The 23,723-nt window shown below is 36.9% G+C and carries 24 protein-coding genes and 1 other RNA gene; 5 read left to right on the forward strand and 20 right to left on the reverse strand.

Annotated elements, in window-relative coordinates:
• Genes prmA through IGJ37_RS08155 form a run of 3 tightly spaced genes read right to left on the reverse strand, consistent with a single transcriptional unit; the run spans window position 1 to window position 2,083 of the window.
• The gene (gene prmA / locus IGJ37_RS08145) at window positions 1-948 is read right to left on the reverse strand and encodes a 50S ribosomal protein L11 methyltransferase (protein ID WP_002357075.1); all 948 of its coding nucleotides are present in this window, start codon (window positions 946-948) and stop codon (window positions 1-3) included.
• A gap of 15 nt (window positions 949-963) precedes the next feature.
• Complete coding sequence (locus IGJ37_RS08150) at window positions 964-1,449, reverse strand: DUF3013 family protein (RefSeq protein WP_010825346.1); 486 nt, start codon at window positions 1,447-1,449, stop codon at window positions 964-966.
• Window positions 1,406-2,083, reverse strand: coding sequence for a DNA-3-methyladenine glycosylase (locus tag IGJ37_RS08155; protein WP_010825347.1), 678 nt, complete (start codon window positions 2,081-2,083; stop codon window positions 1,406-1,408). The genes IGJ37_RS08150 and IGJ37_RS08155 overlap by 44 nt, the downstream gene beginning before the upstream one ends.
• A 128-nt stretch (window positions 2,084-2,211) precedes the next feature.
• On the opposite strand from IGJ37_RS08155, the gene IGJ37_RS08160 reads away from it, so the two are divergent.
• The 4 genes from IGJ37_RS08160 (at window position 2,212) to IGJ37_RS08175 (ending at window position 4,884) form a co-directional block, all read left to right on the forward strand.
• Window positions 2,212-3,489: a replication-associated recombination protein A gene (locus IGJ37_RS08160; protein ID WP_002360030.1), complete on the forward strand. Its 1,278-nt coding sequence runs from the start codon at window positions 2,212-2,214 to the stop codon at window positions 3,487-3,489.
• Between the two features lie 72 nt (window positions 3,490-3,561).
• Window positions 3,562-3,755, forward strand: a non-coding RNA gene (gene ssrS, locus IGJ37_RS08165) — 6S RNA.
• 7 nt (window positions 3,756-3,762) lie between these two features.
• Complete coding sequence (locus IGJ37_RS08170; protein ID WP_002357068.1) at window positions 3,763-4,095, forward strand: hypothetical protein; 333 nt, start codon at window positions 3,763-3,765, stop codon at window positions 4,093-4,095.
• Between the two features lie 315 nt (window positions 4,096-4,410).
• Window positions 4,411-4,884, forward strand: a complete 474-nt coding sequence (locus tag IGJ37_RS08175) for a universal stress protein (protein WP_002357065.1) — start codon at window positions 4,411-4,413, stop codon at window positions 4,882-4,884.
• A gap of 104 nt (window positions 4,885-4,988) precedes the next feature.
• Here the strand turns inward: IGJ37_RS08175 and IGJ37_RS08180 are convergent, their stop codons facing one another.
• The 17 genes from IGJ37_RS08180 to IGJ37_RS08260 form a co-directional block, all read right to left on the reverse strand.
• Complete coding sequence (locus IGJ37_RS08180) at window positions 4,989-6,176, reverse strand: acetate/propionate family kinase (protein WP_002357064.1); 1,188 nt, start codon at window positions 6,174-6,176, stop codon at window positions 4,989-4,991.
• 24 nt (window positions 6,177-6,200) lie between these two features.
• Window positions 6,201-7,208, reverse strand: a complete 1,008-nt coding sequence (locus IGJ37_RS08185) for a class I SAM-dependent methyltransferase (protein ID WP_002380426.1) — start codon at window positions 7,206-7,208, stop codon at window positions 6,201-6,203.
• 128 nt (window positions 7,209-7,336) lie between these two features.
• The gene (gene comGG / locus IGJ37_RS08190; protein ID WP_002362054.1) at window positions 7,337-7,690 is read right to left on the reverse strand and encodes a competence type IV pilus minor pilin ComGG; all 354 of its coding nucleotides are present in this window, start codon (window positions 7,688-7,690) and stop codon (window positions 7,337-7,339) included.
• Window positions 7,690-8,124, reverse strand: coding sequence for a competence type IV pilus minor pilin ComGF (gene comGF / locus IGJ37_RS08195; RefSeq protein WP_002357060.1), 435 nt, complete (start codon window positions 8,122-8,124; stop codon window positions 7,690-7,692). Before comGF ends, comGG begins: the two co-directional genes overlap by 1 nt.
• Window positions 8,114-8,440, reverse strand: coding sequence for a type II secretion system protein (locus tag IGJ37_RS08200; RefSeq protein ID WP_010775953.1), 327 nt, complete (start codon window positions 8,438-8,440; stop codon window positions 8,114-8,116). Before IGJ37_RS08200 ends, comGF begins: the two co-directional genes overlap by 11 nt.
• Window positions 8,406-8,852, reverse strand: coding sequence for a competence type IV pilus minor pilin ComGD (gene comGD, locus IGJ37_RS08205; protein ID WP_016626571.1), 447 nt, complete (start codon window positions 8,850-8,852; stop codon window positions 8,406-8,408). Before comGD ends, IGJ37_RS08200 begins: the two co-directional genes overlap by 35 nt.
• Entirely contained in the window at window positions 8,849-9,124 is a 276-nt protein-coding gene (comGC, locus tag IGJ37_RS08210; protein ID WP_002356991.1) for a competence type IV pilus major pilin ComGC, read from the reverse strand. The genes comGD and comGC overlap by 4 nt, the downstream gene beginning before the upstream one ends.
• Entirely contained in the window at window positions 9,124-10,170 is a 1,047-nt protein-coding gene (gene comGB, locus IGJ37_RS08215; RefSeq protein WP_325814865.1) for a competence type IV pilus assembly protein ComGB, read from the reverse strand. Before comGB ends, comGC begins: the two co-directional genes overlap by 1 nt.
• Window positions 10,127-11,095: a competence type IV pilus ATPase ComGA gene (comGA, locus tag IGJ37_RS08220; RefSeq protein WP_104659306.1), complete on the reverse strand. Its 969-nt coding sequence runs from the start codon at window positions 11,093-11,095 to the stop codon at window positions 10,127-10,129. The genes comGB and comGA overlap by 44 nt, the downstream gene beginning before the upstream one ends.
• Window positions 11,096-11,335: 240 nt before the next feature.
• Window positions 11,336-12,664 (reverse strand): APC family permease, encoded by a 1,329-nt coding sequence (locus IGJ37_RS08225; protein WP_325814866.1) that lies wholly within the window; start codon window positions 12,662-12,664, stop codon window positions 11,336-11,338.
• Window positions 12,665-12,954: 290 nt separating this feature from the next.
• The gene (gene rlmN / locus IGJ37_RS08230; RefSeq protein WP_002356987.1) at window positions 12,955-14,028 is read right to left on the reverse strand and encodes a 23S rRNA (adenine(2503)-C(2))-methyltransferase RlmN; all 1,074 of its coding nucleotides are present in this window, start codon (window positions 14,026-14,028) and stop codon (window positions 12,955-12,957) included.
• Between the two features lie 124 nt (window positions 14,029-14,152).
• The gene (locus IGJ37_RS08235; RefSeq protein ID WP_002404260.1) at window positions 14,153-15,982 is read right to left on the reverse strand and encodes an ABC transporter permease; all 1,830 of its coding nucleotides are present in this window, start codon (window positions 15,980-15,982) and stop codon (window positions 14,153-14,155) included.
• Window positions 15,972-16,721 (reverse strand): ABC transporter ATP-binding protein, encoded by a 750-nt coding sequence (locus IGJ37_RS08240; protein ID WP_002381711.1) that lies wholly within the window; start codon window positions 16,719-16,721, stop codon window positions 15,972-15,974. Before IGJ37_RS08240 ends, IGJ37_RS08235 begins: the two co-directional genes overlap by 11 nt.
• A 117-nt stretch (window positions 16,722-16,838) precedes the next feature.
• The gene (locus tag IGJ37_RS08245) at window positions 16,839-17,540 is read right to left on the reverse strand and encodes a GntR family transcriptional regulator (protein WP_002364244.1); all 702 of its coding nucleotides are present in this window, start codon (window positions 17,538-17,540) and stop codon (window positions 16,839-16,841) included.
• Between the two features lie 130 nt (window positions 17,541-17,670).
• Complete coding sequence (locus tag IGJ37_RS08250; RefSeq protein ID WP_002369164.1) at window positions 17,671-20,094, reverse strand: DNA translocase FtsK; 2,424 nt, start codon at window positions 20,092-20,094, stop codon at window positions 17,671-17,673.
• A gap of 313 nt (window positions 20,095-20,407) precedes the next feature.
• Window positions 20,408-21,619: an NAD(P)/FAD-dependent oxidoreductase gene (locus IGJ37_RS08255; protein WP_202564882.1), complete on the reverse strand. Its 1,212-nt coding sequence runs from the start codon at window positions 21,617-21,619 to the stop codon at window positions 20,408-20,410.
• Window positions 21,620-21,647: 28 nt separating this feature from the next.
• Window positions 21,648-22,553 (reverse strand): prenyltransferase, encoded by a 906-nt coding sequence (locus IGJ37_RS08260; protein ID WP_002360016.1) that lies wholly within the window; start codon window positions 22,551-22,553, stop codon window positions 21,648-21,650.
• A 121-nt stretch (window positions 22,554-22,674) separates the two neighbouring features.
• On the opposite strand from IGJ37_RS08260, the gene IGJ37_RS08265 reads away from it, so the two are divergent.
• The gene (locus tag IGJ37_RS08265; RefSeq protein ID WP_002409792.1) at window positions 22,675-23,655 is read left to right on the forward strand and encodes a polyprenyl synthetase family protein; all 981 of its coding nucleotides are present in this window, start codon (window positions 22,675-22,677) and stop codon (window positions 23,653-23,655) included.
• Window positions 23,656-23,723: the final 68 nt, after the last annotated feature.

A 23,723-nucleotide genomic window follows, 5' to 3' on the forward strand; every position in this document is an offset into this window, starting at 1 on the left:
TTACTCTTCCTCTGGTTTCTTCAAGATAATCGCATACCAATCGCCTTGATTAAAGAGTTGGTCCACCACAAACCCGACTTTCGTTAGTGCTTCTAAAACCATTGCTTTTTTATCTTCAATAATTCCAGAAATAATGAAGGTACCGTCTTGTTTTAGCAAACGCCAAGCATCTTCAATCATTAACACAATAATATCTGCCAAAATATTTGCGACGATTACATCAGCAGAATGGTCAATCCCTTTTAGTAAATCATTGGCTGACACATGAACATCGGCCGCAATGGGATTTAAATCCATATTTTCTTTTGCCGCTGCAACTGCTACTTCATCTAAATCATATGCGTAGACGTCTTTAGCCCCTAAATAGCGACTTGCAATACTCAAAACACCAGAACCCGTTCCTACATCTAGAACTGTTTCGCCACCACGTAAAACAGTTTCTAAAGCTTGCAAGGTTAAACGAGTCGTTGGATGCGTGCCTGTACCGAAAGCCATGCCCGGATCCAATGTGATAATTTTTTCTGCTTCATCTTGTGCGTGATAGGCTTCCCAACTTGGCACAATCGTTAAGAATCGTGTGACACGGACAGGATGATAATATTTTTTCCAAGCAGTTGCCCAGTCGCTTTCTGCTACTTCACTAATTGTCATTTCGTTTTTACCAATGGATAAGCCGTACTCAGGCAAGCGTAAAATATTTTCTTTCATAAATGGTAAAATTTCTGGTAAGAAGGTTGTTTCAGGAAAATAAGCCATCACAATCGCCCCTTCTTTAATGTGGGTGAATTGCTCTTTATCTAAAATTTCCCCATACAGATCACTTTCAAAATTTTCAATGTCCAACGCATCTTCAATGGCCACACCACTTGCGCCAGCTTCCATCATAATGTTTGAAATTGCTTCAACTGCTTCGCTAGCCGTTTCTACTTTTACTTCTGTCCACTTCATGTTCTCACCTCTAAATTAATAACTTGGATACGCAATCCATTGTTCTTTTTCTGTTTCTGCCATTTTTTTAATCATCGCTTCAAAATCTGCTGGCTCCCAATGCAATTCAAAAACTTCTGCTGTTTCATCTGATAAAAAGTCTAACAAATCACTTTGCCCTTCATCTAAAACCACTTTTAAATAGTGAATGAATCCGTCTAAAACTGCTTTGCGTAGTCCTTTCTTTCCTTCATAAGGAATTGTGACTAAATAATCTTCATCATCAACGACTGACTTTTGCGGATTGTAAAATAACAAGCCATCTTCAAATTCAATAAATGCTTCTTCTGAAAGCGTACCATCAACATCATCAATTGCCACTTGCTCATTGTTTTCTGCATATAAACGAACAATAACTTCGATGGTATGGTTTTTACGATCCCAATCAAGTCCTACTTCGTAATCTGCTAAGTGTTTTTCAAGTTGTTCCTCTAAGTATGTGAGCATTGTTGTTTTTTTCATTTTCTTCATCCTTCCAGCCAAAATCTATTTGGTCTACTGCTGTTCTTTTTTGTTTAGAAATATATGGATTGCCAGCCACGACGTATCTTAAAGGCAACTCTGTCCAACGACCTTTATTGGGAATTCCAATTCGTGGTAGTGCCTCAATTTTTTTCGGGAATTTTCGTTTTTCTGGCACGAGCCGTAACGAACTAGAAAAAATCGACTGCCCATATAATTGCTTATCAATTCCTAAGGCTGCAACTAATTTACCTGGTCCATTGGTCAATTCCACGCCTTGACGTCCTTGGCGATTTTCAATCATTTTGTCGACACCTTCAACAGGTTCAATCGCGCGGATCATCACCCCTTGTGGTTTGCCTTGTTCTTGTGTCACCATATTTAAAATTAAATGCGTGTGCATAGTATATAAATAAATCGTGCCTGGTTTGTCATACATGGCTTGTAAGCGTGGCGTTTTTCTCAAGCCAAAGCTATGGGCCGCCTCATCATCAGGACCTAAATAAGCTTCTGCATCCACAATGTACCCACCTAAAACGCCTGTTGCTGTTTCGTGCTCTAAATACATCCCTAACAAGTATTGTGCCACTTCTTCAGTTGTTTTTGTGTTAAAGATATTTATCGTTTCTTTCATTTCTTTCACCACTCCCTATCATACACGAAACCTTCCGCTATATCCATCTAAAACCCAAAAAACCACCAAAAAGCGAATGTACGTTCTTTATGTTATAATAAGATGATTATGAAAAAGGAGGTCCTTTTATGCAACAACCTTTAGCCTATCGAATGCGACCTCGTCACTTAGACGAAGTAGTTGGTCAACAACATTTAGTCGGCCCTGGTAAAATTATTCGTCGGATGGTCGAAGCCAAAATGCTTTCATCGATGATTCTTTATGGGCCGCCTGGTACTGGTAAAACCAGTATTGCCAGCGCAATCGCTGGTTCAACAAATTATGCCTTTCGCATGTTGAACGCGGCCACAGACACCAAAAAAGATTTACAAATCGTTGCTGAAGAAGCCAAAATGAGTGGCACAGTGATTTTACTGCTTGATGAAATTCACCGATTAGATAAAACAAAACAAGATTTTTTGCTCCCTCATTTAGAAAACGGACGAATTATTATGATTGGAGCCACTACCGAAAATCCATATATCACAATTAATCCTGCGATTCGTAGTCGTACGCAAATCTTTGAAGTAAAGCCCTTAACGGAAACAGACATTCAGCAAGCGATTCAAGAAGCCTTAACCGATAGCACACGTGGCTTAGGCGATTATCCTGTCCACTTAGAAGAAAAAGCATTACAACATTTGACACGCGCAACGAACGGTGACTTACGTAGTGCGCTAAATGGACTAGAATTAGCTGTTAAATCAACACCAAAAAATGAACAAGGCGAAATTAAGATCACCTTACCGATTATTGAAGAGTGCGTGCAACGAAAAGCCTTAACGCATGATAAAGATGGCGATGCCCATTATGACGTGATTTCCGCTTTCCAAAAGTCGATTCGAGGAAGCGATGTAGATGCTGCACTTCATTATTTGGGTCGCTTAGTTGAAGCAGGTGATTTACCGATTATTTGTCGTCGTTTAATGGTTATTGCTTACGAGGATATCGGTCTTGGGAATCCTGCGGCCGCCGCTCGGACAGTCACCGCTGTTCAAGCCGCCGAAAAGCTAGGGTTTCCAGAAGCTAGAATTCCTCTAGCCAGTGTCGTCATTGATTTATGTTTATCGCCAAAATCAAATTCTGCAGTCACAGCGATTGATGCTGCTTTGGCAGATATTCGACAAGGCTCTGTGGGAGACGTTCCTGATCATTTACGTGATGCCCACTATGCTGGAGCCAAAGAATTAAACCGTGGTATTGGTTATCAATACCCACATAATTTTGAAAACGGTTGGGTCAATCAGCAATACTTACCTGACAAATTAAAAGAGGCACGTTATTACGAACCGATTGATATTGGTAAATATGAACAAGCCTTACATCAGCAACTCAAGCGTATCCAAGAATGGAAACAGAAAAAATAACAAAATAATACGCTTTCAAAAAAAGAAACAATCTCGTTGCCGATTTTGAGAGAGTATGCTATTATAAAGATGGTAAATCTGTGATGTACGCGTTGTCCTTTCACTGTGTTGACCGAACATTTTTATTGATATCTAGGGATCCTGCTTGTATCAAAGTTGGTAACATGCCTTTTCTTTTGGTAGTTCAATACTGCGATCGAGGAACCCACCTGCTTATCTTGCGGGTTCAATACTCTAGGACGATTACCGGCATCGACGGATTTTACCATTTTTATGAAGATTTCTAAACAATTTGCTCTGGCAAGTTGTTTTTTTTTGGAGGACAAGATGATTCGTATACTCGTACTATTACTCGCCGTTGTCACAGGCGTAGCCAGTTATTATTTGATGAAGAAAAGTGCAGCTTTTTTACCACTCTTAAAAAAAGAAACTGCAACAGAAAGTCAACAGTTTATCGAACGTTTTGGGCGTTATTACTTGATTATCGCCATTCTAGGTGTTCTAGCGGCTATTTTTAATCGCCCGTTATTGTCAATTGGTTTTATCTTTTTTGTTTTATTACTTTCAACGTTGTTTAGTTTAACTTTTGCAAAAAAAATGTCATAAAAGACGATGAATTTAAAGAGGTCGGGACAGAAGTGTTTAACTCCGAGAAATAAGAAGGAATTTCCGAAAATTGTTCTTTAATTTTTGGAGAATTTCGGCTTATTTCCGAAGGAGTTGCTTCTGTTTCCGCCGTTTATCAATTTTTAAGCCTGGGACAAAAATCCAAAGTGATTTTTGTCCCAGGTTCTTTTTTTACAAAAAAATGCCAATATTCAGAAAAAAAGAAGCGGTTTCAGTTTCTTTTTTTCTTTGTTTGTTTTACAATTATTATAGAAACAATTAATGATTTTTTTTACGCTGAAAGGAGCGGTTATTATGTTACAACAATATCAAAAAATTATGATAGCAATCGATGGTTCTGACGAAGCAGACTTAGCCTTTAAAAAAGCGGTCAACGTCGCTAAACGAAACGATGCTGAATTACTATTAGCACATGTTGTTGATACGCGCTCTTTCCAATCAGTGTCCTCTTTTGATGGTGCGCTAGCAGAAGAAGCAATGTCAATGGCAAAAGAAACCTTAGACACCTACCAACAACAAGCGGTGGATATGGGACAAACAAAAGTCTCTAGCGTTCTAGCCTATGGTTCTCCTAAGAACATTATTGCCAAAGAATTACCAAAAGAATACAACATTGATTTAATTATGTTAGGAGCAACTGGATTAAATGCCGTTGAGCGTTTATTTATTGGCTCTGTCTCTGAATCAGTTATCCGTAACGCTAGTTGCGATGTTCTCGTTGTACGGACGGATTTAGACAACAAATTACCAAAAAATGAAGAAAAATAAAAAGAAACTGAGCCAACTATCACTTTTGATAGTTGGCTCAGTTTTTTCTTATTTACCTATTAAGCACACCTTGTGAGAGCATCTCACAAGGTGTGTTCGTTTAATTATTTTAGACGTTCTACGTCACGGGCAATCATTAACTCTTCATCAGTTGGTACTAATAGAAGCTTGATTTTTGAATCATCAGTTGAGATAACTGCTTCTTCACCGTGTACATTATTTTTGTCATCATCGATTTCACAACCAAACCAAGTCATGCCATCAATAATATCTTTACGAACGCCAACTGCATTTTCACCGATTCCAGCAGTAAAGACAATCGCATCAACGCCATTCATAACAGTGACATAGCTACCAATGTATTTACGAATACGATCGATAAAAATGTTGTATGCTGTTTGAACTTCAGGTTTATCTAAGTTTGATTGAATATCGCGCATGTCGCTTGATAAACCATTTGTTAAACCTAATAAACCAGATTTTTTGTTTAAAATATCAACCATGTCTTGTACATCAGTCAAGCCAAGTTTTGTCATTAAATAAGGCAATAGTGACGCATCAACATCCCCTGAACGAGTCCCCATTGTAACGCCAGCAAGAGGAGTGAAGCCCATTGATGTATCGACTGATTTACCACCATCAACTGCAGTGATTGAAGCACCATTTCCTAAGTGACAAGTGATAATTTTCAAGTCTTCAATTGGACGACCTAACATTTCTGCAGCACGTTGAGAGACATAACGATGACTTGTTCCATGTGCCCCATATTTACGTGCAGCAAATTTTTCATAGTATTCACGCGGTACACTATATAAATAGTTGTGTTCTGGCATTGTTGTGTGGAACGACGTATCAAAGACTGCCACGCTAATGATTTCTGGTAAGATATGTTTAAATGCTTTAATCCCCATCGCATTCGCTGGGTTGTGTAAAGGTGCTAATTCAGATAAAGCTTCAATTTTTTCTAATACTTCGTCTGTAATAACAACAGAATCTTTAAATTCTTCTCCACCAGCAACTACACGGTGACCAACACCAGTAATTTCATCATAAGAACCTAAAATGTTTAAGTCGATTAATTGGTCTAGTAACATTTTTACTGCCACTTCATGGTTATCAATATCAACAATTACTTCATATTTTTGTCCTTCACCATATTTAATTGTGAAGATAGAATCTTTTAAGCCAATACGTTCAACGATTCCTTTAGCGATCACTTCTTCATTTGGCATTTGGTATAATTGCCATTTTAAACTTGAACTACCTGCATTAATTGCAATTGTTTTAGACATAATTTTCTCCTCTTCGTTACTATTTTATTTTAAATTTGAAGATTTCCAAGCTTCAAATTGTTTAAAGAACTCCGTTACTTTATTGATATCTTTCAAAGAGGCAAGTTTTGCTAACAAAACTTCCTTCACTTGCTCAGCATCTGCACCTTTGTTTTGAACAAGCAAGATACTTTTACGTGATTGTTCTGACTTAAACAATTCATCAGGTAACTGTATCATTCCTTGTAAATAGACATTTTTTGTCAACCAATTTTTAAAGAATTCACTTTGCTCAGTCTCTAAAATATTGGTCGGGATTAAGAATAAGCCAAACCCTGCTGGCTTCACGTATTTCATGGCTTGTTCCATTAATAAATGATGCGCATAACTATGGCCTTCCTCCGCAGCAGCAGCAAATCCCTTTGCTCGCTCATCATTTGGATAATAGCCAATCGGCAAGTCACTTAATGCTAAATCAACTGGATCCAATAACAAATCTTGCAATCCGTCTTGATGGAACAACTGAATATTGGCTTGTGACCAAGCATTGTTCACAGAAGATACTGCCAAAAGTGTTTCATCGATATCCACACCATAACCAGAAACTTTGTAACCAGCTGTTTCAAGGTTCAGCAGAACCGTTAACAGTAAATTTCCCATTCCTGAAGCAGGATCTAAAATTTTTAATGGCTCTGATTTATTTGTTAATTGTTCTACTAAATAAACAAACAAAAAGCCAATACCGTCTGGCGTCAATTGATGATTTGCTTGAAGCTGCTCTTTTCTCGTTCCTTTTAACAAAAGTAATTGGGACAAGCGTCGCACATCTTCAGGAGCTAAATCAATTTTTTTAATCGTATGATACAGCGTTTCTAATTGTTTCACTGTCTCTGGATTAGGTACTCCGTCAAGTACTCGTACTTGAAAATCATCTAAAATATTTTCACCATTTTCAATATACGCATCTAAAAAAGAAGTATCCAATGACTGTTGCAATAACTGGATTGCTTGTTCCATTGGCTCGAAAGCCTCTTCAATTTTTTCTGGGAACAAATTAGCACCTCTATTCTATTCAAAATGTAACAACTTCCATACCTGTTTTATTTTAACGAAAAAAGAAAGAATAATCAATGCCTTTACTGTCTTTCTTCTAAAATCTAATAATTTGTAGAAAAACAACGCTATTCCAGCATTGTTTCCGCTTTTTTTTGATGAGAAACTCTCTCTTGATATTGGTATTTTCGACCAGATTTGTTTAATAAAACAGTTATTCTTAATTGTTCATTTTTATATGTATAATCGAGGGTTACTTGCTCGTACATGAGCTTTTCTTCTGTTTTTAACTTTCGTCTATTTTGTTTAACATCTGCAAGAAATAAATGAAGGATACTTTTCCCTGCATAGTATTCCTGGGTAGCTTGCGTAAATTTTTGTGTTAACTGACGTTCTTCTAGTAACTGAAGGGCGAGAAAACTCATCAAATAAACAAAGGCCATGGCCGTGAACAATAAGTTTCCTGAATATTTTTGCCTCATTAAAATTCTCCCTTTATCGGAAAAAAACTATCAAATGTTTTTCCAGAAGTAAAAGTAACTTCCAAAGTAAACGATTGTCCTTCATTTTTAAACTGTCCATTTTTGATACCAATTAACAGCGGTTGATAGCCTTTACCATTGACTCGCTTAATAATTTTATCTTCTTTGATTTGAATTGAAATAGTCTTGTTTGTTTCTGAGTCGAGGAAAGAAATCTCTTGAGCAGAGCCTGTTTGGAAAACGAGCTTTTGACATTCTTTTTCTAATTGAATTAAAAAAATATGCCAGGATTTCGAATCATTGTTTTTCAAATATTGATTTCCGATAAAACTTTGTTGAATCATCAACTGAAACAATTGACACATACAACTTAAAACGACTAGTGCCACTAAACACTCTAACATTGTAAAACCCGCATATTTTTTATTGACCAATCAAAATCGCTCCTCTTGAATCTGTGACTTTTAGTATCCTTCTTCCCTCGTTCTCCATCAAAGAAAATCGGTAAGTTTCTCCTTGATATATCCGCTCTTTGAAACGTAAATCACCCGTCTGCTCTAAAAATAAAATTGCTTCGTATCCTAGACGAGTGCGCGTTAATTCTTGCTCCCGTTGATAATTTTGCTGAATTAATTGTGTAATAGTCAGGGAGAATATCCCTGCTACCACACATACAATACTAAAACTAACGAGACTCTCTAATAAAATAAAACCGCTATAAATAGTTAATTTTCTTCGTATATTTGCCACTCCCCATCTGAAATTGTAAAATAAGTTGCTGTTTCTTTTCAGTCCAAGTAAAAATATATTTCACTAAACGGCCATTGTTCCCTGACGAATGAAGAAAACTGAGTTTACTTGGGCCACTCACTGTCATTTTTTCAGGTACAGCTAGCGAAGTCCTTCGAGCTGGTTGGTTCAATTTATCAGGAAATGAAAAGCTTTGTTGTTCTTCAAAAAACCAAACTTCTTGTGTTTCCTCTAAAACAATTGCTTGCTGTTGCGCAAAACGAAGTTGTTTTTCTACCGTAGCAAGAAACTGTTCAATTTTTAATGTTTCTTGCCAGCGGTGAATAGCGAGTGTTGGGAGCATAGTCATAAAGCAAACAATCGTTAAACTAGCAAGTGTTTCCATTAATGTGAATCCTGCTGACTTGTTCATTGCTTTTCTGCTGTATATTTATCTAACTGCTCTTTAGTAATGTAGCCTTCGTTGACTAATTCATTTAAAGAAGGCGTCTTATTTTTTTCTAGTGTGTAGAGCTCGATTTGTGATTCTACAATTTTTACGATTGCTTCATTGCCTTTTTTATCAACTGTTTCTTTATGTTTCGCTAAGTTAGGAACAAAAAGTAAAATCAATACGGAAATAATCAATAAGACAATCAACATTTCTAATAATGTAAACCCTGCGTATTTTTGTTTCTTTTTCATTATAAAACTCCTTCCATATTGCCATAAATAGGCAGCAACATTGCCCCATAGACACCGATAATTAAACAAGCAATTATGATAAAAATAAATGGTTGAACAAGGGTAATGACTCGTTCAATTTTTTTGAAAAAACCTTGGAAACAGACATTACTATAAACCATCAACTCCTTGCCTAATTTTCCTTTTACTTCCCCTTGTTGAATCATTAAACCCAATGCTTTCGTAAAAAAAGGATAAGCAGCTAATTGTCTATGTAAGGTTTCACCAACTAGCAGTCCTTCACTAATTGCTCCAGCTAATTCTTTCATTAAGGGGTAATTGGTTGTATGGCGCATCAAATCGATGACCTCTTTCATTTCTAATCCTTGTGCAAGCAACTTCCCCCATTCTAGTGCAAAAAAAGCACTGACGTATTCCCGATAAAGGCCACGGATAATTGGCAGTTTCAGATATACGAAGGCCCGCTGAATAGCAGACTGATGCTTCAAATAACGGTTTAAAATGAAGAAACTAAATGAGAGGACAAAAACTAAGGTAACCAGAATGTATGGACTGTAAACAATCAGAAGAATCCCAATATTTTTAGAATAACTATTGGCATCATTTTCCATTAATTGGGGCAATAAAAATTGCCGAATACCAACAATGACGAGAATCAAAAAAGCAATCAGGAGCAGCGGATAACTAATTATTTTATAGAACTGTTGCCGATATTTTTCCGTTTGAAAAAAATGTTCGGAAATCGCTTGTAGTGTCCCTACCAAATCCCCGTGTGCAGTAGCAAACGACAATTGTGCCGAGACCATTGTTGAAAATCCTAATTCTTCGACTAAAGCTTGTAAGGCAATGCCTGAGGAAAAGCCTTCAACTAAAAAAGTTATACTGCGCTGAGGTAAGGCGTTTGATTTTTTCATGAAGGAAAAACTTTCTTGTATATTAAAACCATTTGCAAGCAAATCCGCTAATAGTTTCAGAAAAAGCTGCTGTTGTTTTTTCGTTAATTTATTCGATGGCTTGAAAATACGTTTTTTCTGTAATAAACCCATACGCCCACGCCTTTCTTAGATTCTTTTGCCAACTACTCTTTATAACGGCTTCCTTAAAGAAGAAATAATCATAAAGAATTCCCGCTACTTGTTCCTTATTAATCGTGGTTGTCAAAATCTGTTGATAAATGATACCTTGCAAGCATTCAGCCAATTCATGCTCTGGGCCACCTAATTCTATCAAACGCCGTTGCACCCCCAATAAGTTACGGGCATGAATTGTCGCAAAAATAGTATGACCCGTTAAGGCGGCTCGAATAACTGCTTGAGCCGTCTCGCCATCACGAATTTCACCAATAATCAAAATATCAGGATGATGGCGTAAGCAAACTTTTATCAAGGCTTCGTACGTTAACTGAATTTTTTCATTTGTTTGCAACTGTAAAAAATGCTTTTCCTCAATTTCAACAGGATCCTCAATCGCTATCACTTGTTGTTCGCCACTTCTTTGTTTAGCCACACGATACATGGTTGTTGTTTTCCCAGAACCAACTGGCCCACTGAATAAATAAAGTCCTCGTTTCTGACAAGATGCTTCAATTTCATTCAGCTGGTGGGGAAAGAAAAAATGTTCAGCTTGTTCACCAAATCGGTGCAAAAAACGAATTACCAAGCTCTCTCGATTCTGAAAATCTCCCACAGATGATAAACGCAAGCGTTGCTTCGTCTCGCCAATTAGATAAGTTGTCGCGCCTAATTGTGCTTTTCGTCTTTCTCCGACATCCATGCCGCCTATAAATTTAAAGTGGAAAATTAACTTTTCGCCTATTTCTGCGGAAACTTGTGTGTAAAGTGTCCGTTGCATCCCTGTCCGAAAAGAGATAGCTATTTCGGTATCATTGGGTAAAAAATAAACGTCTTGCGCCCCATGAAGGACGCCCCATTCAATTAATTGATGGGCTAATTTTTTTACATTTTCAGTCATTCATTTCCTCCTCTCACTAATAAACTACGCATTTATTTTATGATTTCAGCAAAAAAAAGAACCTTCACCAATAAGATGAAGGTTCTTTTTTTGAAGTTTGCGCTGTCCATCTATCTTCCCCAAAATAGTGGAACTCCTAGACACTTAGTATTATACTAAAAAAATCTTGCGTTTAGTTTTCAAAAATTTCTCTGAATCACAAAATTTTTGAGAAAAACTATGATAATCCGATTGGATCGTTTACGTTTTTGGCTTCGTTTTTTGTTTATTAACTAAATAAACTGGAATTCCTAAAAGCGTAATCCCTATACCAATCAATGCTAGAATAGGCTGTGTAATACTCGTTGTAACCAAGATGAAGATACCACCTAGACTTGCGATAATTGGAATAATTGGATAGCCAGGAACTTTATACGGTCGTTTTAATTCAGGTTCTCGTTTTCTTAAAATAAAAACAGCTAAGAAAATTAATAGATTAAACAGCCACATAACAAAAACTAACATATCCGTCAATAAATCGAAGGTTCCGAAAAACATCATGATAATGGCTACAGCTAACTGGAAAATTCCAGCAACGTAAGGAACAACAAAGCGTTTAGACAACTTTTGAAACTGACGACTAAAAGGCATCAGATTATCTAAGGCTAAGGCATAAGGAATCCGAATCCCTGTCATTGTGTAGCCGTTTAACGCACCATATACAGAGATTAAAATCCCAATAGTTACGATTTTGCCGCCAATTGGTCCAAAAATAGCCACAGAAGCATCCGAAGCTGCATTCAAATTCCCAGCGATTTGCTCAATTGGTAATGTTTTTAGAAACACAAAATTAATTAAGCCATAAATTAAAGTAATCAATAACAAACCAAAAATAATGGCTTTAGGCAAGTCTCTTTCTGGTCGCTTCATTTCACCAGCCACGTTACCCACACCTAGCCAGCCATCATAAGCAAACATGGTGGCAACTAAGGCGCCACTAAAAGCAACTAAAAAGCCAGTATTTGCTGTTGTTTCAATGGGAAAAAGCGAAACAGCTACTTGTCCTGGAGTAAATAACCCCACTAAAGAAATCAAGGCAATTGGAATCAGTTTTACCACCAATGTTGTTGATTGGACCAAAGAAGCAATTTTTGTTCCTAATAAATTAATTATCGTGATACTGGTTCCCGCAAGAATGGCAATTGGAATCAATAAATTTGCCGATAAATGAAACAAATTGATTAGTTGTGTACTAAAAATAATGGATAATGCCGAAATGTTGGCAGGATAATAAATGATACTTTGTGCCCACCCTAAAAGAAAACCAGCTAATTTACCATATGTATATTCAATATACTTCACTGCGCCACCTGTTTCAGGGATTGCTGTAGCAAGTTCGGCGCTGGTTAATCCTGCACAAATGGTTAAGGCACCACCTAACACCCAAGCAAAAATAGCTAAACTAGCTGACTGTGCGTGTCCAACGACACTCGCAACTTTAAAGAAAACACCAGCGCCAATCACCGTACCCATTACCGTGGATAACGCACCAAACGTTGTTATCTCTCTTTTTAATTGCTTTTTCTCCATAGACTCCCTCATTTCATTTAAACTAAACAAGCGTAACAAAATTTCCACTTTTTTGAAAAGATAACGAAAATAATAGCTGTTTTCATGAAAAATTCTGTAACGATCTCTTTTCAGTATAGCTATTTCTTTTAGAATTTCAAGTTTGAAAACCACAAAAAGAAAATTTGTCATAAAAGTTTTAGAGCATTCATCTTTTGTTTATAAACAAGAATTGAAAAACCGACGATTTTTTATTAAATAAACGAAAAATCGAATCAAAAAGAAACCTTTCTGATCCGATTTTAACTACGTTATTGGTTTTTGACTTTTTCTTTTTTCATTTGTTTGCTGCGTAATTGTCCGCAAGCCGCATCAATATCTGTTCCGTGTTCTTTACGAATAACACAATTGATGCCATTCTTTTTGAGTACATCATAAAATTTTAAAACCGCTTCTTTAGAGCTTCTGCTATATTGATCGTGTTCACTCACTGGGTTATACGGAATCAGATTAACATAAGAAAGTTTTTTCTTATTCCGTAGTAAATCTGCTAATTGTTGAGCATGTTCTGGTCGGTCGTTCACTTGACTCAACATAATATATTCAAATGTAACACGTCGGTTGGTTTTTTCAATGTATTCATCAATTGCTGCCATTAATTTTTCAATTGGAAAACTACGATTAATCCGCATAATTGATGTACGGACTTCGTTGTTAGGAGCATGTAATGAGATTGCTAAGTTTACTTGTAGTCCACTGTCTGCAAATTCACGAATTTTTGGCACTAAACCACTTGTTGAAACTGTAATATGGCGGGCACCAATAGCCAAGCCTTTATCATCATTAATCGTTCGTAAAAAGTTCATGACATTGGCGTAATTATCAAATGGTTCACCAATTCCCATCACAACGACATGGCTAACACGTTCATCCAACCCACGTTCATCGAAATAATGTTGCACCCACATAATTTGGGCAACAATCTCGCCAGCAGTTAAATCTCTTTGTTTTTTTAATAGCCCACTAGCACAAAATGTACACCCAATATTGCAGCCAACTTGAGTGGTCACACAAACAGATAATCCATATTCTTGACGCATCAAGACTGTTTCAATCATATTTTTATCTGGTAATTCAAATAAATATTTCACGGTACCATCTTGCGCTTCTTGCACAATGACTTGTTTTAATGGATTTAATGAAAAATTTTCTTCTAATAAAGTCATCAACGATTTAGAAATGTTCGACATTTCACTAAATGAAGCAACACGTTTTGTATACAACCATTCCCACACTTGTGTTGCGCGAAATTTCTTCTCGCCATGGGCTAAAAACCAGTCCACAAGCTGTTCTCTCGTCAGTCCATAAATGGATTCTTTCTGCATTTCTTTTCCTCATTTCTGCTATTACATTCGCTTCATAACTATAACGTATTCTCACTTTGAATGCAATATCACGAAGAACATCAAAAAAAATCGTTAAGCATGCACGCTTAACGATTTTTTATAATTAATCTTTCACTAAGTGATAAACTTTTTTGAAGTAGAACGTTCTAGCAATTAAATAGTAAACGACCTGAATCAATAAGAAAACGCCTAAAACTTGCCAGCCAGCTAATTGCATTGGCTGATCTAACACGGCATACATTGCTTTCAAAGCAACAGCTCCATGAATAAATGAAACAACAATCGGTGTAAAGAATAAAATACCTACTTGTTGGTAAATCATTTTCTTCAATTCTTTTTTCGTCAAGCCAAGTTTGTAAATCATCTTGAATTTTTCAACATCCGTATTCATATCACTATATAAACGGAAGTATAAGAAACTACCCGCCGAAACAAAGAACACGATACCGATAAATAGTCCGACAAAAAGAACTGGCGTATAAAATTGCGTAATGCCTGCAACTGTAGCCGCGGTTCCTAGTAACATTGGGTATTTTTCACCAATAATATTTTCAGCATCAATTAAGGTTTCTTTATCTGTGCCTTCTTTTGGTTGCCAAATTGTTTCTGTTTCCTCTTTGATTCCATCTGTTGAGGTACTATCTGGGATAACAACCACACCGCCAAAAGTCGGTAATACATTGGTTTCTTCTGTTTTATCAATGTTTAAAACTTGATCATTTGCCAATTGAACAGATTTGACATCTACTGATGCAGCAGAAGGAGCATCTTTTTGTGATAAATTAACTACTTTCTCACCTGTTAAAGTTGGTTCATCTATAAATTTTGCGAGTTTATTATATTCAGATGTTTTGATTAATTGGATACCGGCACTTGTTTTGTACATTGTGTAATCAATCTGATCAAACTGAATATTTTTTTCTTGGAATGTTTTTGTCGCAAATTGTTTCATTTCTTGATTTTCTGGGTTGGTCGAATCAGACAATGTCAGTTCGTACGGTACAGAACTTATTCCTTTAAAAATCATCTCATTCACGCCGTATAACGTTCCAATGGCAGCAAAAGCAACCGTTGATATCACCGAAACCAAGAAGAACGAACGTGCATTATCTTTCATGCGGAATGCTAAATCTGATAAAACGACCATATTGGTTTTTTTCCAAAAGATTTTTGGTTTCCGTTTTAAACGTTCAATGACAGAAACACTCAATTGGTCAAATAAGAATTTTGTCCCTAAAATAACTAAGAAAATTACTGGGAACATCACCATTAAAACTAACTGTCCCTTAGCAACTAAAGCAATTCCGTAACCGACAACTAAAAGCAACACGGCTAAGAAAGATTTAACTTTAGAGCTTTTGATTTCACCTTTACCCATTTCTCCTGCTTTTAATAGCTCTTGAAGTGTCGCTTTTGGCAAGCGGAATTGAATAAAGAAAGAAATTACTAAGAACAAGACCGCAAATGAAATGACAGTAATGATAAACGGCATCACTGGCAAATAAAAACCTAAACCTAGATGCATCAATAAATTGCTAATCCATAAAATAAACTGTGAAAATCCAACACCTAAAATGCTACCAAAAATTGTAGCAAAGAAACCAATCACTAAGTTTTCAATAAAAATCATTTTCTTTAACTGTTTTGGACTCATCCCTTGAATCATCAAGGTTCCAAACTCTTTTTTCCGAGATTGGATAAAGACATCCATCGAGTATAAAACGAATAAGAAAGAGAAACCATAGATTATAATTGCCGCAGCCGTCATTCCCATTTGTGCTTTAGGATTTAAACCATTAGCTAAGGCTGGGTGAAAGACAAAACCAGTGAACGTAAAAAAGATCATCACAGAAAACATTGTACTTAGGAAATAAGCCAAGTATAAATGCTTATTTCGAATCGTGTTTCTTATAACAAACTGATTAAAATTCATTATCGACACCTTCAATCTCAGCCAGTTTCACCATGATTAAATCGTAGAACTCTTTTTGATTGCCATTTTGGACAATTTCATCAATTAATTCACCATCTTTAATAAAGACGATGCGCTTGCAATAACTTGCGGCTAGCGGATCATGGGTCACCATTAAAATAGTCGCCGCTTCTTCTTCATTTAATTGTTGTAACAAGCCCATCACATCCTTAGATGATTTCGTATCTAAGTTTCCTGTTGGTTCATCAGCCAATAATAATTGTGGATGATGAATCATTGCCCGAGCAACGGCGACCCGTTGTGCTTGTCCACCAGAAATTTCTGCAATTCGTTTTTTCAACAGATGATTGATACCTAAACGCTCACTTAATTCTGCTAATTGTCGTTTCATTACAGAGACTTTTTCTCCATCAAGTGTCAATGGCAAAATAATATTTTCTTCAACAGTTAATGTTGGCATTAAATTAAAGCTTTGAAAAACAAATCCTAATTCTGTACGACGGAATTTAGCAATTTGTTCTTGATTCAAATTGTTTGGATTTTTTCCATTTAAAAGTATTTCACCGTCTGTTGGACTATCGATTGTTGCCAATAAATTTAAAAGTGTACTTTTCCCACTTCCAGAAGGTCCCATAATACCAATAAATTCACCATCTTGGACAGTTAAATTAATCCCTTTTAAGGCTTCATATTTAATTTCGTTTCCGTAAACTTTTTTTAAATTTTGTACTTCTAACATATTTTCCACTCCTATTCTTCTCACTCATTTAGTGTATCGAAAACGAAAAAAAACGACAATAGAAAAGAATAACAATGAACTTACATTACTGTAAGTGCACTGTTATTCTTTTAAAAGTTATGCTTCATATTCAATCACATAAGGATGAATCTTCGTATTATAAATAGCTTCTGAATATTCTACGCAACGACCTGTTGGGCTTAACGAACGCCGAATTCTTTTTAAGCCCGTTGTTTCAGTTGTTTGCAACATCTTTTGCTCTGCTTCTGTCAAAGTTGCAACTTCAAAACGGTCTTCAAATTTATAAATTTCAATGGCATGTCGATCCATCAAACGATACAAGGATTCTTCTTTGTATTCAGTCAATGATACGTCTTTCATGGCAGCTGGCAAATAGTAATTAAAATAAATATAGGGTTGTTCATCGATTAGATATAACCGTGAAAGGTGAACCACTTCTTCTCCTAAAAATTGATAAGCCGGCATCTCTTTTGACAACGTCAAGTTTTCAACTTGTAAAACTTTTTTAGTTACTTTCTGACCTGATTCATTCAAAAATTCAGTGAATGTCCCTGCTTTTGATAGTTTATTATAGGGACGATTGCTTAACACAGTTGTACCCCGGCCACTTTTTTTCTCAACAAATTCTTCCGTTGCTAACATTTCGATTGCCCGCCGAATCGTAATTTTACTAACGTTAAACAGCTCTTCCAATTCTGTTTCTGTTGGTAAAAACGTTCCTACTGGATACTTGCCACTCAAAATATCTTCTTTAATCTGATCTGCTACTTCTAAATAAAGCACGCTCTTTCTTCTCATGATACGCTCCCTCCCAACCGCACTATTCCTTTCTATTTTACCAGAAAATGATGATTATAACATGATGCTTTGCTGAAATTATAAAAAAAGAACAAAAATAGATAAACTTATCTATTTTTGTTCTTTTTGTTTATTGTTCTGGCGTCTCAGGTGCTGCCTCTTCTGATTCCGCTTGTAGAAAGACTTTTCTTGGTTTGCTACCTTCTGATGGTCCAATAACTCCGTGTGCTTCCAATTCATCTACTAAGCGAGCCGCACGATTATAGCCAATTCTAAAACGTCTTTGTAGCAATGAAATACTAGCTGTTTGCATTTCAACCACCAAGTTTTTCGCTTCTTCAAACAACTCATCTTGAGGAGCTTCGCCACCGCCTGAAGTGGTCGGTTCATCTGTTGGCATCATGCTTTCTTGATATTCAGCTTCTTGTTGGTCCGTTACAAACGCAACCACTCGTTCGACTTCTTGATCAGAGATAAAGGCCCCTTGGATACGAATTGGTTTATTTTCTCCCATTGGTAAGAAGAGCATATCGCCTCGACCTAATAGTTTCTCCGCCCCGTTGGTATCAATAATGGTACGCGAGTCTGTCCCACTTGAGACCGCAAAAGCCATTCGAGAAGGGACATTTGCTTTGATGATTCCTGTAATGACATCCACACTTGGCCGTTGTGTCGCTAAAATCATATGAATGCCCGCCGCCCGTGCCATTTGGGCTAAGCGGATAATCGCATCTTCTACTTCATTACTTGCCACCATCATTAAATCAGCTAACTCATCAACAATGACAACAATAAATGGCAGAATCGGACGATTTTCGCCATCTTCCGCATTTTTCTGTTGAATTAGTTGATTGTAACCAGTAATATTTCGGACGCCTGTTGCTGCAAATTTTTCATAACGAAATTCCATTTCTTGAACTACTTTTTGTAGGGCTTGTGCTGCTTTTCTCGGATTAGTAACCACTGGCGTTAATAAATGAGGAATCCCGTTATACACATTCAATTCCACCATTTTCGGGTCAATCATCATTAATTTTACTTCATGGGGTTTCGCTTGCATCAAAATACCTGTGATGATGCCATTGATAGCAACCGATTTCCCACTCCCTGTCGATCCCGCAATTAATAAATGCGGCATTTTTGATAGATCCGCAGTTTGAACCATCCCTGAAATATCTCGACCTAAAGGTACTTCTAGTAGTTTATCTGGATGACTTGGTTGTGCCTCAACAATATCTCTAAAGGATACTGTACTAATTGCACTATTAGGAACTTCAATCCCGATTAGTGATTTCCCAGGAATCGGGGCCTCCATACGAACATCTTTGGCCGCAAGCGCTAAAGCAATGTCATCCGTCAAGTTAACAATTTTGCTAACTTTTACCCCAACAGCGGGTTGAACTTCAAATTTTGTGACAGATGGTCCTAAACTAGCTTTGACTACTTTAGCATCAACACCAAAACTCTTGAAGGTTTGTTCTAAGACGCCAATATTTTTTTCGATTTTTTCATATTCACCACTTTGATCCGTTGCTTGAATTGTATCTAACAAATCAGTTGGTGGTAGTTGATAATCACGATCTTCCGCTTCTTCAGAAATTTCAAATTCGAGAACACCAGCTTCATCTGCCGCCTCTTCTTCCTGCTCTCGTTGCGGTTTTGTTGCTGCAATTGGTGGTACAGGCATCGCCTGATTTTGCTGTTGAAACGAATCAATTTGAACAGGCGTTGGTGCAGCCGGTTCTTCCACCATTGGTTGGTGGGTTTCAACAGGTGTTTTTGTTAAGCGCTCGGCTGCCGCTTGTTCCATACGTTCCCGCTCTTGTAATTTTTGTTGGGCAGCGGCTTCAATTTTTGCTTGGCGTTCTGCAGCTTTGGCTTCTTTCTTCGCTGCTCGCTTCGCCTCTTTTTCTTCTTGTCGCGCCTGTGATTTTGCCGAAACATGACTTAGGCGATCTTGAATACTTTGGAAATGATCAACAATTTGCTGAAAATCCCACATACTCATCAAGAAAATACCCGCTAACAGTAGCAAGGTGGCAATTAAATAGCTACCAAATTGTGCCACCAAAAAGTACGTTCCTTGATAAAGCAGTGCGCCAATCATACCGCCCCCTACGTTTTGCGTCACTTGGTTAGCTTTTAGATCGCTTTGCAAAAATTCCCAAGTGTTACCTAAAATATCTGGTTGACTGCCACTAACATTTCGAAACATAAAGGCATGGAAAAATAACAAAACACTAATATAAATCAGAACAGCCCCAAAAATAGGGCGCCCTCTTTTTAACGGAAAATCTTTCCCATAAATCATGACTAATAAGCCATACAGGATTAGTAAAATCGCTGCAAATGGAAAGGTATTACCTACAACTAAGCGTAAACAATTCGCTAATAACGTGCCTAAAAACCCTAAGCGAAAGAGTCCAAAGACACCGAATAAAATAAAAATCAGGCCAAGAAACATATAATTTAAACGTTCTTGTTGTTGCTGTTGTTTTTTGGTCTTTTTCTTTGTCGTACTTTTTTTCTTATTTGTTGCTCTTTTTTGTGCCATTTAACTTCCCTCTTTCCATCACTTCTCATTATACATAAAAATGGAATCGAACAAAAGTGCCCACCTCATTTTACTTGAAAAATCATGGAAATTTTTTTAAAACTTTCATTTAAGAAAAATGAGCGTGGGACAAAAATCACTTTGGATTTTTGCTCCACGCTCAAAAACTGATAAACGGCGGGAACAGAACCAACTCCTTCGGAAATAAGCCGAAATTCTCCAAAAATTAAAGAGCAATTTTCGGAAATTTCTTCTTATTTCTCGGAGCTAAACGGTTCTGTCCCGACCTCATTATTTCTTATTTTGCTGATTCTTAATGGTATAAGTCGAAACGACCTTTAGCCATCATTTCTTTGGTACCACCTGTTTCAAAGAGCGCTTTGTTCATGATAATTTTTTTCATGAATGAAGCTGGGTATCCTTTAATGTCTGTTTTACCAACAATTCCTAAAGCACGTGTATTTCCGACAGAACAAACAGAACCTTGTGATTTAAAGCTGAAAGGTTTAGTTGCTTCCCCTTTCAATTGTGCTTGAATATTTTTAGCAGCATGCGCCCCCATTTTCAAGGCGATTTGTGCTGTCGTTGGGTAAGGTCGATTAGTTTCTGTATCCATAACTGCTGAGCAGTCACCAATAATATAGACGTTGCCATGGTTCGCATCTGTTAAATCTGGTTGAACCATGACACGACCACGACGAGCTTCAAATCCAGAATCGCCTACAACGTGGCTTCCACTAACACCCGTTGTCCAAATAATTGTTTTAGCAGAAAGTTCTGCCAAGTCGCCTGCTTCGTTATCTTGATAAACAACTGCGCCTGGTTTGATTTCTTTAATCGGTTTACCTAATAATAAATGAATAGCTGAATCTTTTAATAATTGCACACCATAGTTCGCAAGTTTTTCGTTAAACATCGGCAATAGGCGAGTAACTGCTTCGACACAATAAATTTGGATTTGATCTGCTGAGACACCTGCGATTTCAGCAAATTTTGGTTTGTTTTCAACAAGAGAACCTAATAATTCAATCCCTGTAAAGCCTGCTCCGCAGACAACAATTTTTAAGAATTCTTCGTTTTGAGTTGCTTTGTATTGACGCATTTGTTCTTGGATATGTTCATACACGTTTAAAGCCGTTTTCACATCTACCATTTGTAGAGCATGTTCTTGCACACCAGGGATACCAAATGATTCTGATTCAAACCCAAGAGAAACAACTAAGTAATCATAATTGATTGTTTGGCCATCTTCTAAAGCAACTGTTTGTGTTGCAGCATCAATTGTTTTAACTGTTCCTTGGATAAAGGTGGTCATTTTTTCATTGACAACATCCATAATATTGTATGTGATTTTTTCAGCTGGTTGTGTTCCAGCAGCAACTTCATGCAAGTCCGTTGCTTCGTAGTGATAGTTATTACGATCCACTAAAGTAATTTCGACGTCTTTGGCGCCTTTTTGTAATTCGCGTAATGTTTTTAGGCCTGCGTAACCAGCACCTAAAATAACAACATGTTTCTTATTCATTTTGATTCCCTTCCACTCTATAAAAAATTTACAGCCACCACAAACCTATGGCAAAAAATAGCACTTGTGCAGTTGCTCCCACAGCTAAGATCTTCACAGCACAAACAAATGTTTTACTCTTCACTTGTTCCTTCAGTAAGGCTTGGGTTTGTTTCCGTACAAAAGGTAAAGTTAAAAGCATGAGTAACATTGTTGGCGGGGTTAATCCTAAACCGACAGCTAACAAAATGGCTAACATTGCTATTGTATTTAATCCGACGAATAATTTCAAAGAACTTGCTTTGCCAAGGTAATGAACTAATGTATATCTCTTGTTATTTTCATCTTCCTCTAAGTCACAGATATTATTTGCTAACATTAAGTTAGCAATGTAACAAGTGTTAGGTAAAGCGACTAAGAAAATCCCCCATAAGTTAGCTGCTGACCAATTGAAAACTTCAAACGTATTAATGTAGACACAAATAAGGGTAATCATGAACCCCATTGTAAATCCTGAGAAAACTTCCCCTAATGGTAGACTGGACAAAGGTTTCGGTCCTGATGAATAAAAAATACCAATTAAGTAACAATAAAGACCCATAATTAATAACGGCCAGCCGACAATAAATGACAACCCAATCCCCATTAAAGCAGAAACGAGAATCATCCAAAAAATCATTTTGCGTATTAATGGCAAAGATAAATTTTCTCGACCGATAATATTCGTTTTTTCCTTATAATCATGAACTTCTGTGGCATGATGGTAATCATTATAATTATCTAAAATATCGACCGCCATATTAAAAATAAACATCGCAATGAAAAAAATTAAAACATAACCAACATGGAGCCGCCCATATTGATACCAACTAAAACAAATTCCTAACAAAAATGGCAAAACACTCGCTGTTTTTGCTTTTAATTCTACTAATTCAAAAAATATTTCTCGATTCAAACTATCCCTCCGCTACTTTTTTACAAACTTTGTTACTTTTAAAACTTAATTACTGTATTTCTGTCGCCAATTCGTATACAATCAAATAGTATTGAACCACTGAAAGGATCGTAGTATATTTATGAACACATTTTGGAAGTCGTTTCCTGACGTTGAACGTTCTTTAACGGAAACATGTGAATTAATTGAACAAACGTTGCATACACGCAACGAAGACATTGAAGAAGCCTTAGTATCTTTGGCTCGTTCTGGCGGCAAATTATTACGCCCCGCTTTTTTCTTTCTTTTTGCTCAACTGGGTGATGAAGAAAAACAAGAGAAACAACAACTATTAAAAATAGCTGCATCTTTGGAAATCCTACATATGGCTACGTTGATTCACGATGACATTATTGACGATTCTCCATTGCGCCGAGGCGCTGTGACTATTCAATCACAATATGGTAAAGACGTGGCTGTTTACACAGGTGATTTACTATTCACTGAATTCTTTACTTTGATTGCAGATGCCATGAATGGCTCTGAATTTATGAAAATCAATGCACAAGGAATGAAACGGTTATTACTTGGTGAACTCGATCAAATGAGTCATCGATTTGACCGCCGCATGTCGATTCCAGCTTATTTAAGAAGTGTCAACGGCAAAACAGCCGAACTTTTTTCACTAAGCTGTCTTGAAGGGGCCTATTTCGGTCATAGTTCAAAAGAAGTCCAACGTTTAGCTAAACGAATTGGCCGTCATATTGGCATTGCTTTTCAAGTCTATGACGATATTTTAGATTATACTGCCGACACGGAAACCTTGAAAAAGCCCGCTTTAGAAGACTTGTCACAAGGTGTTTATACGTTACCTCTTCTCTTCGCTTATCAAGCAGCACCTGACGTATTCAGCCCTTATTTGGATAAAGGACGTGCCATTACCTTAGAAGAGGCAGCTGAAGTTGCGGCGCTAGTCAATGACTATCATGGCGTTACAGAAGCACAAGCTTTTGCTAAAAAAGTAACCAACAAAGCAATCACTGATATTCAACAATTGCCTGATGGCACAGCAAAAGAAACCTTACTTTCCTTAACTGAGCTCTTATTACATCGTTCATTTTAAACGTTTTATGGAAGAATTGCCATTAATTGAAATAGAAAAACGACTGATTGTTTGCTTTAATCAACAAC

The sequence above is a fragment of the Enterococcus sp. AZ104 genome, assembly GCF_050546705.1.
GTDB lineage: Bacteria > Bacillota > Bacilli > Lactobacillales > Enterococcaceae > Enterococcus > Enterococcus faecalis.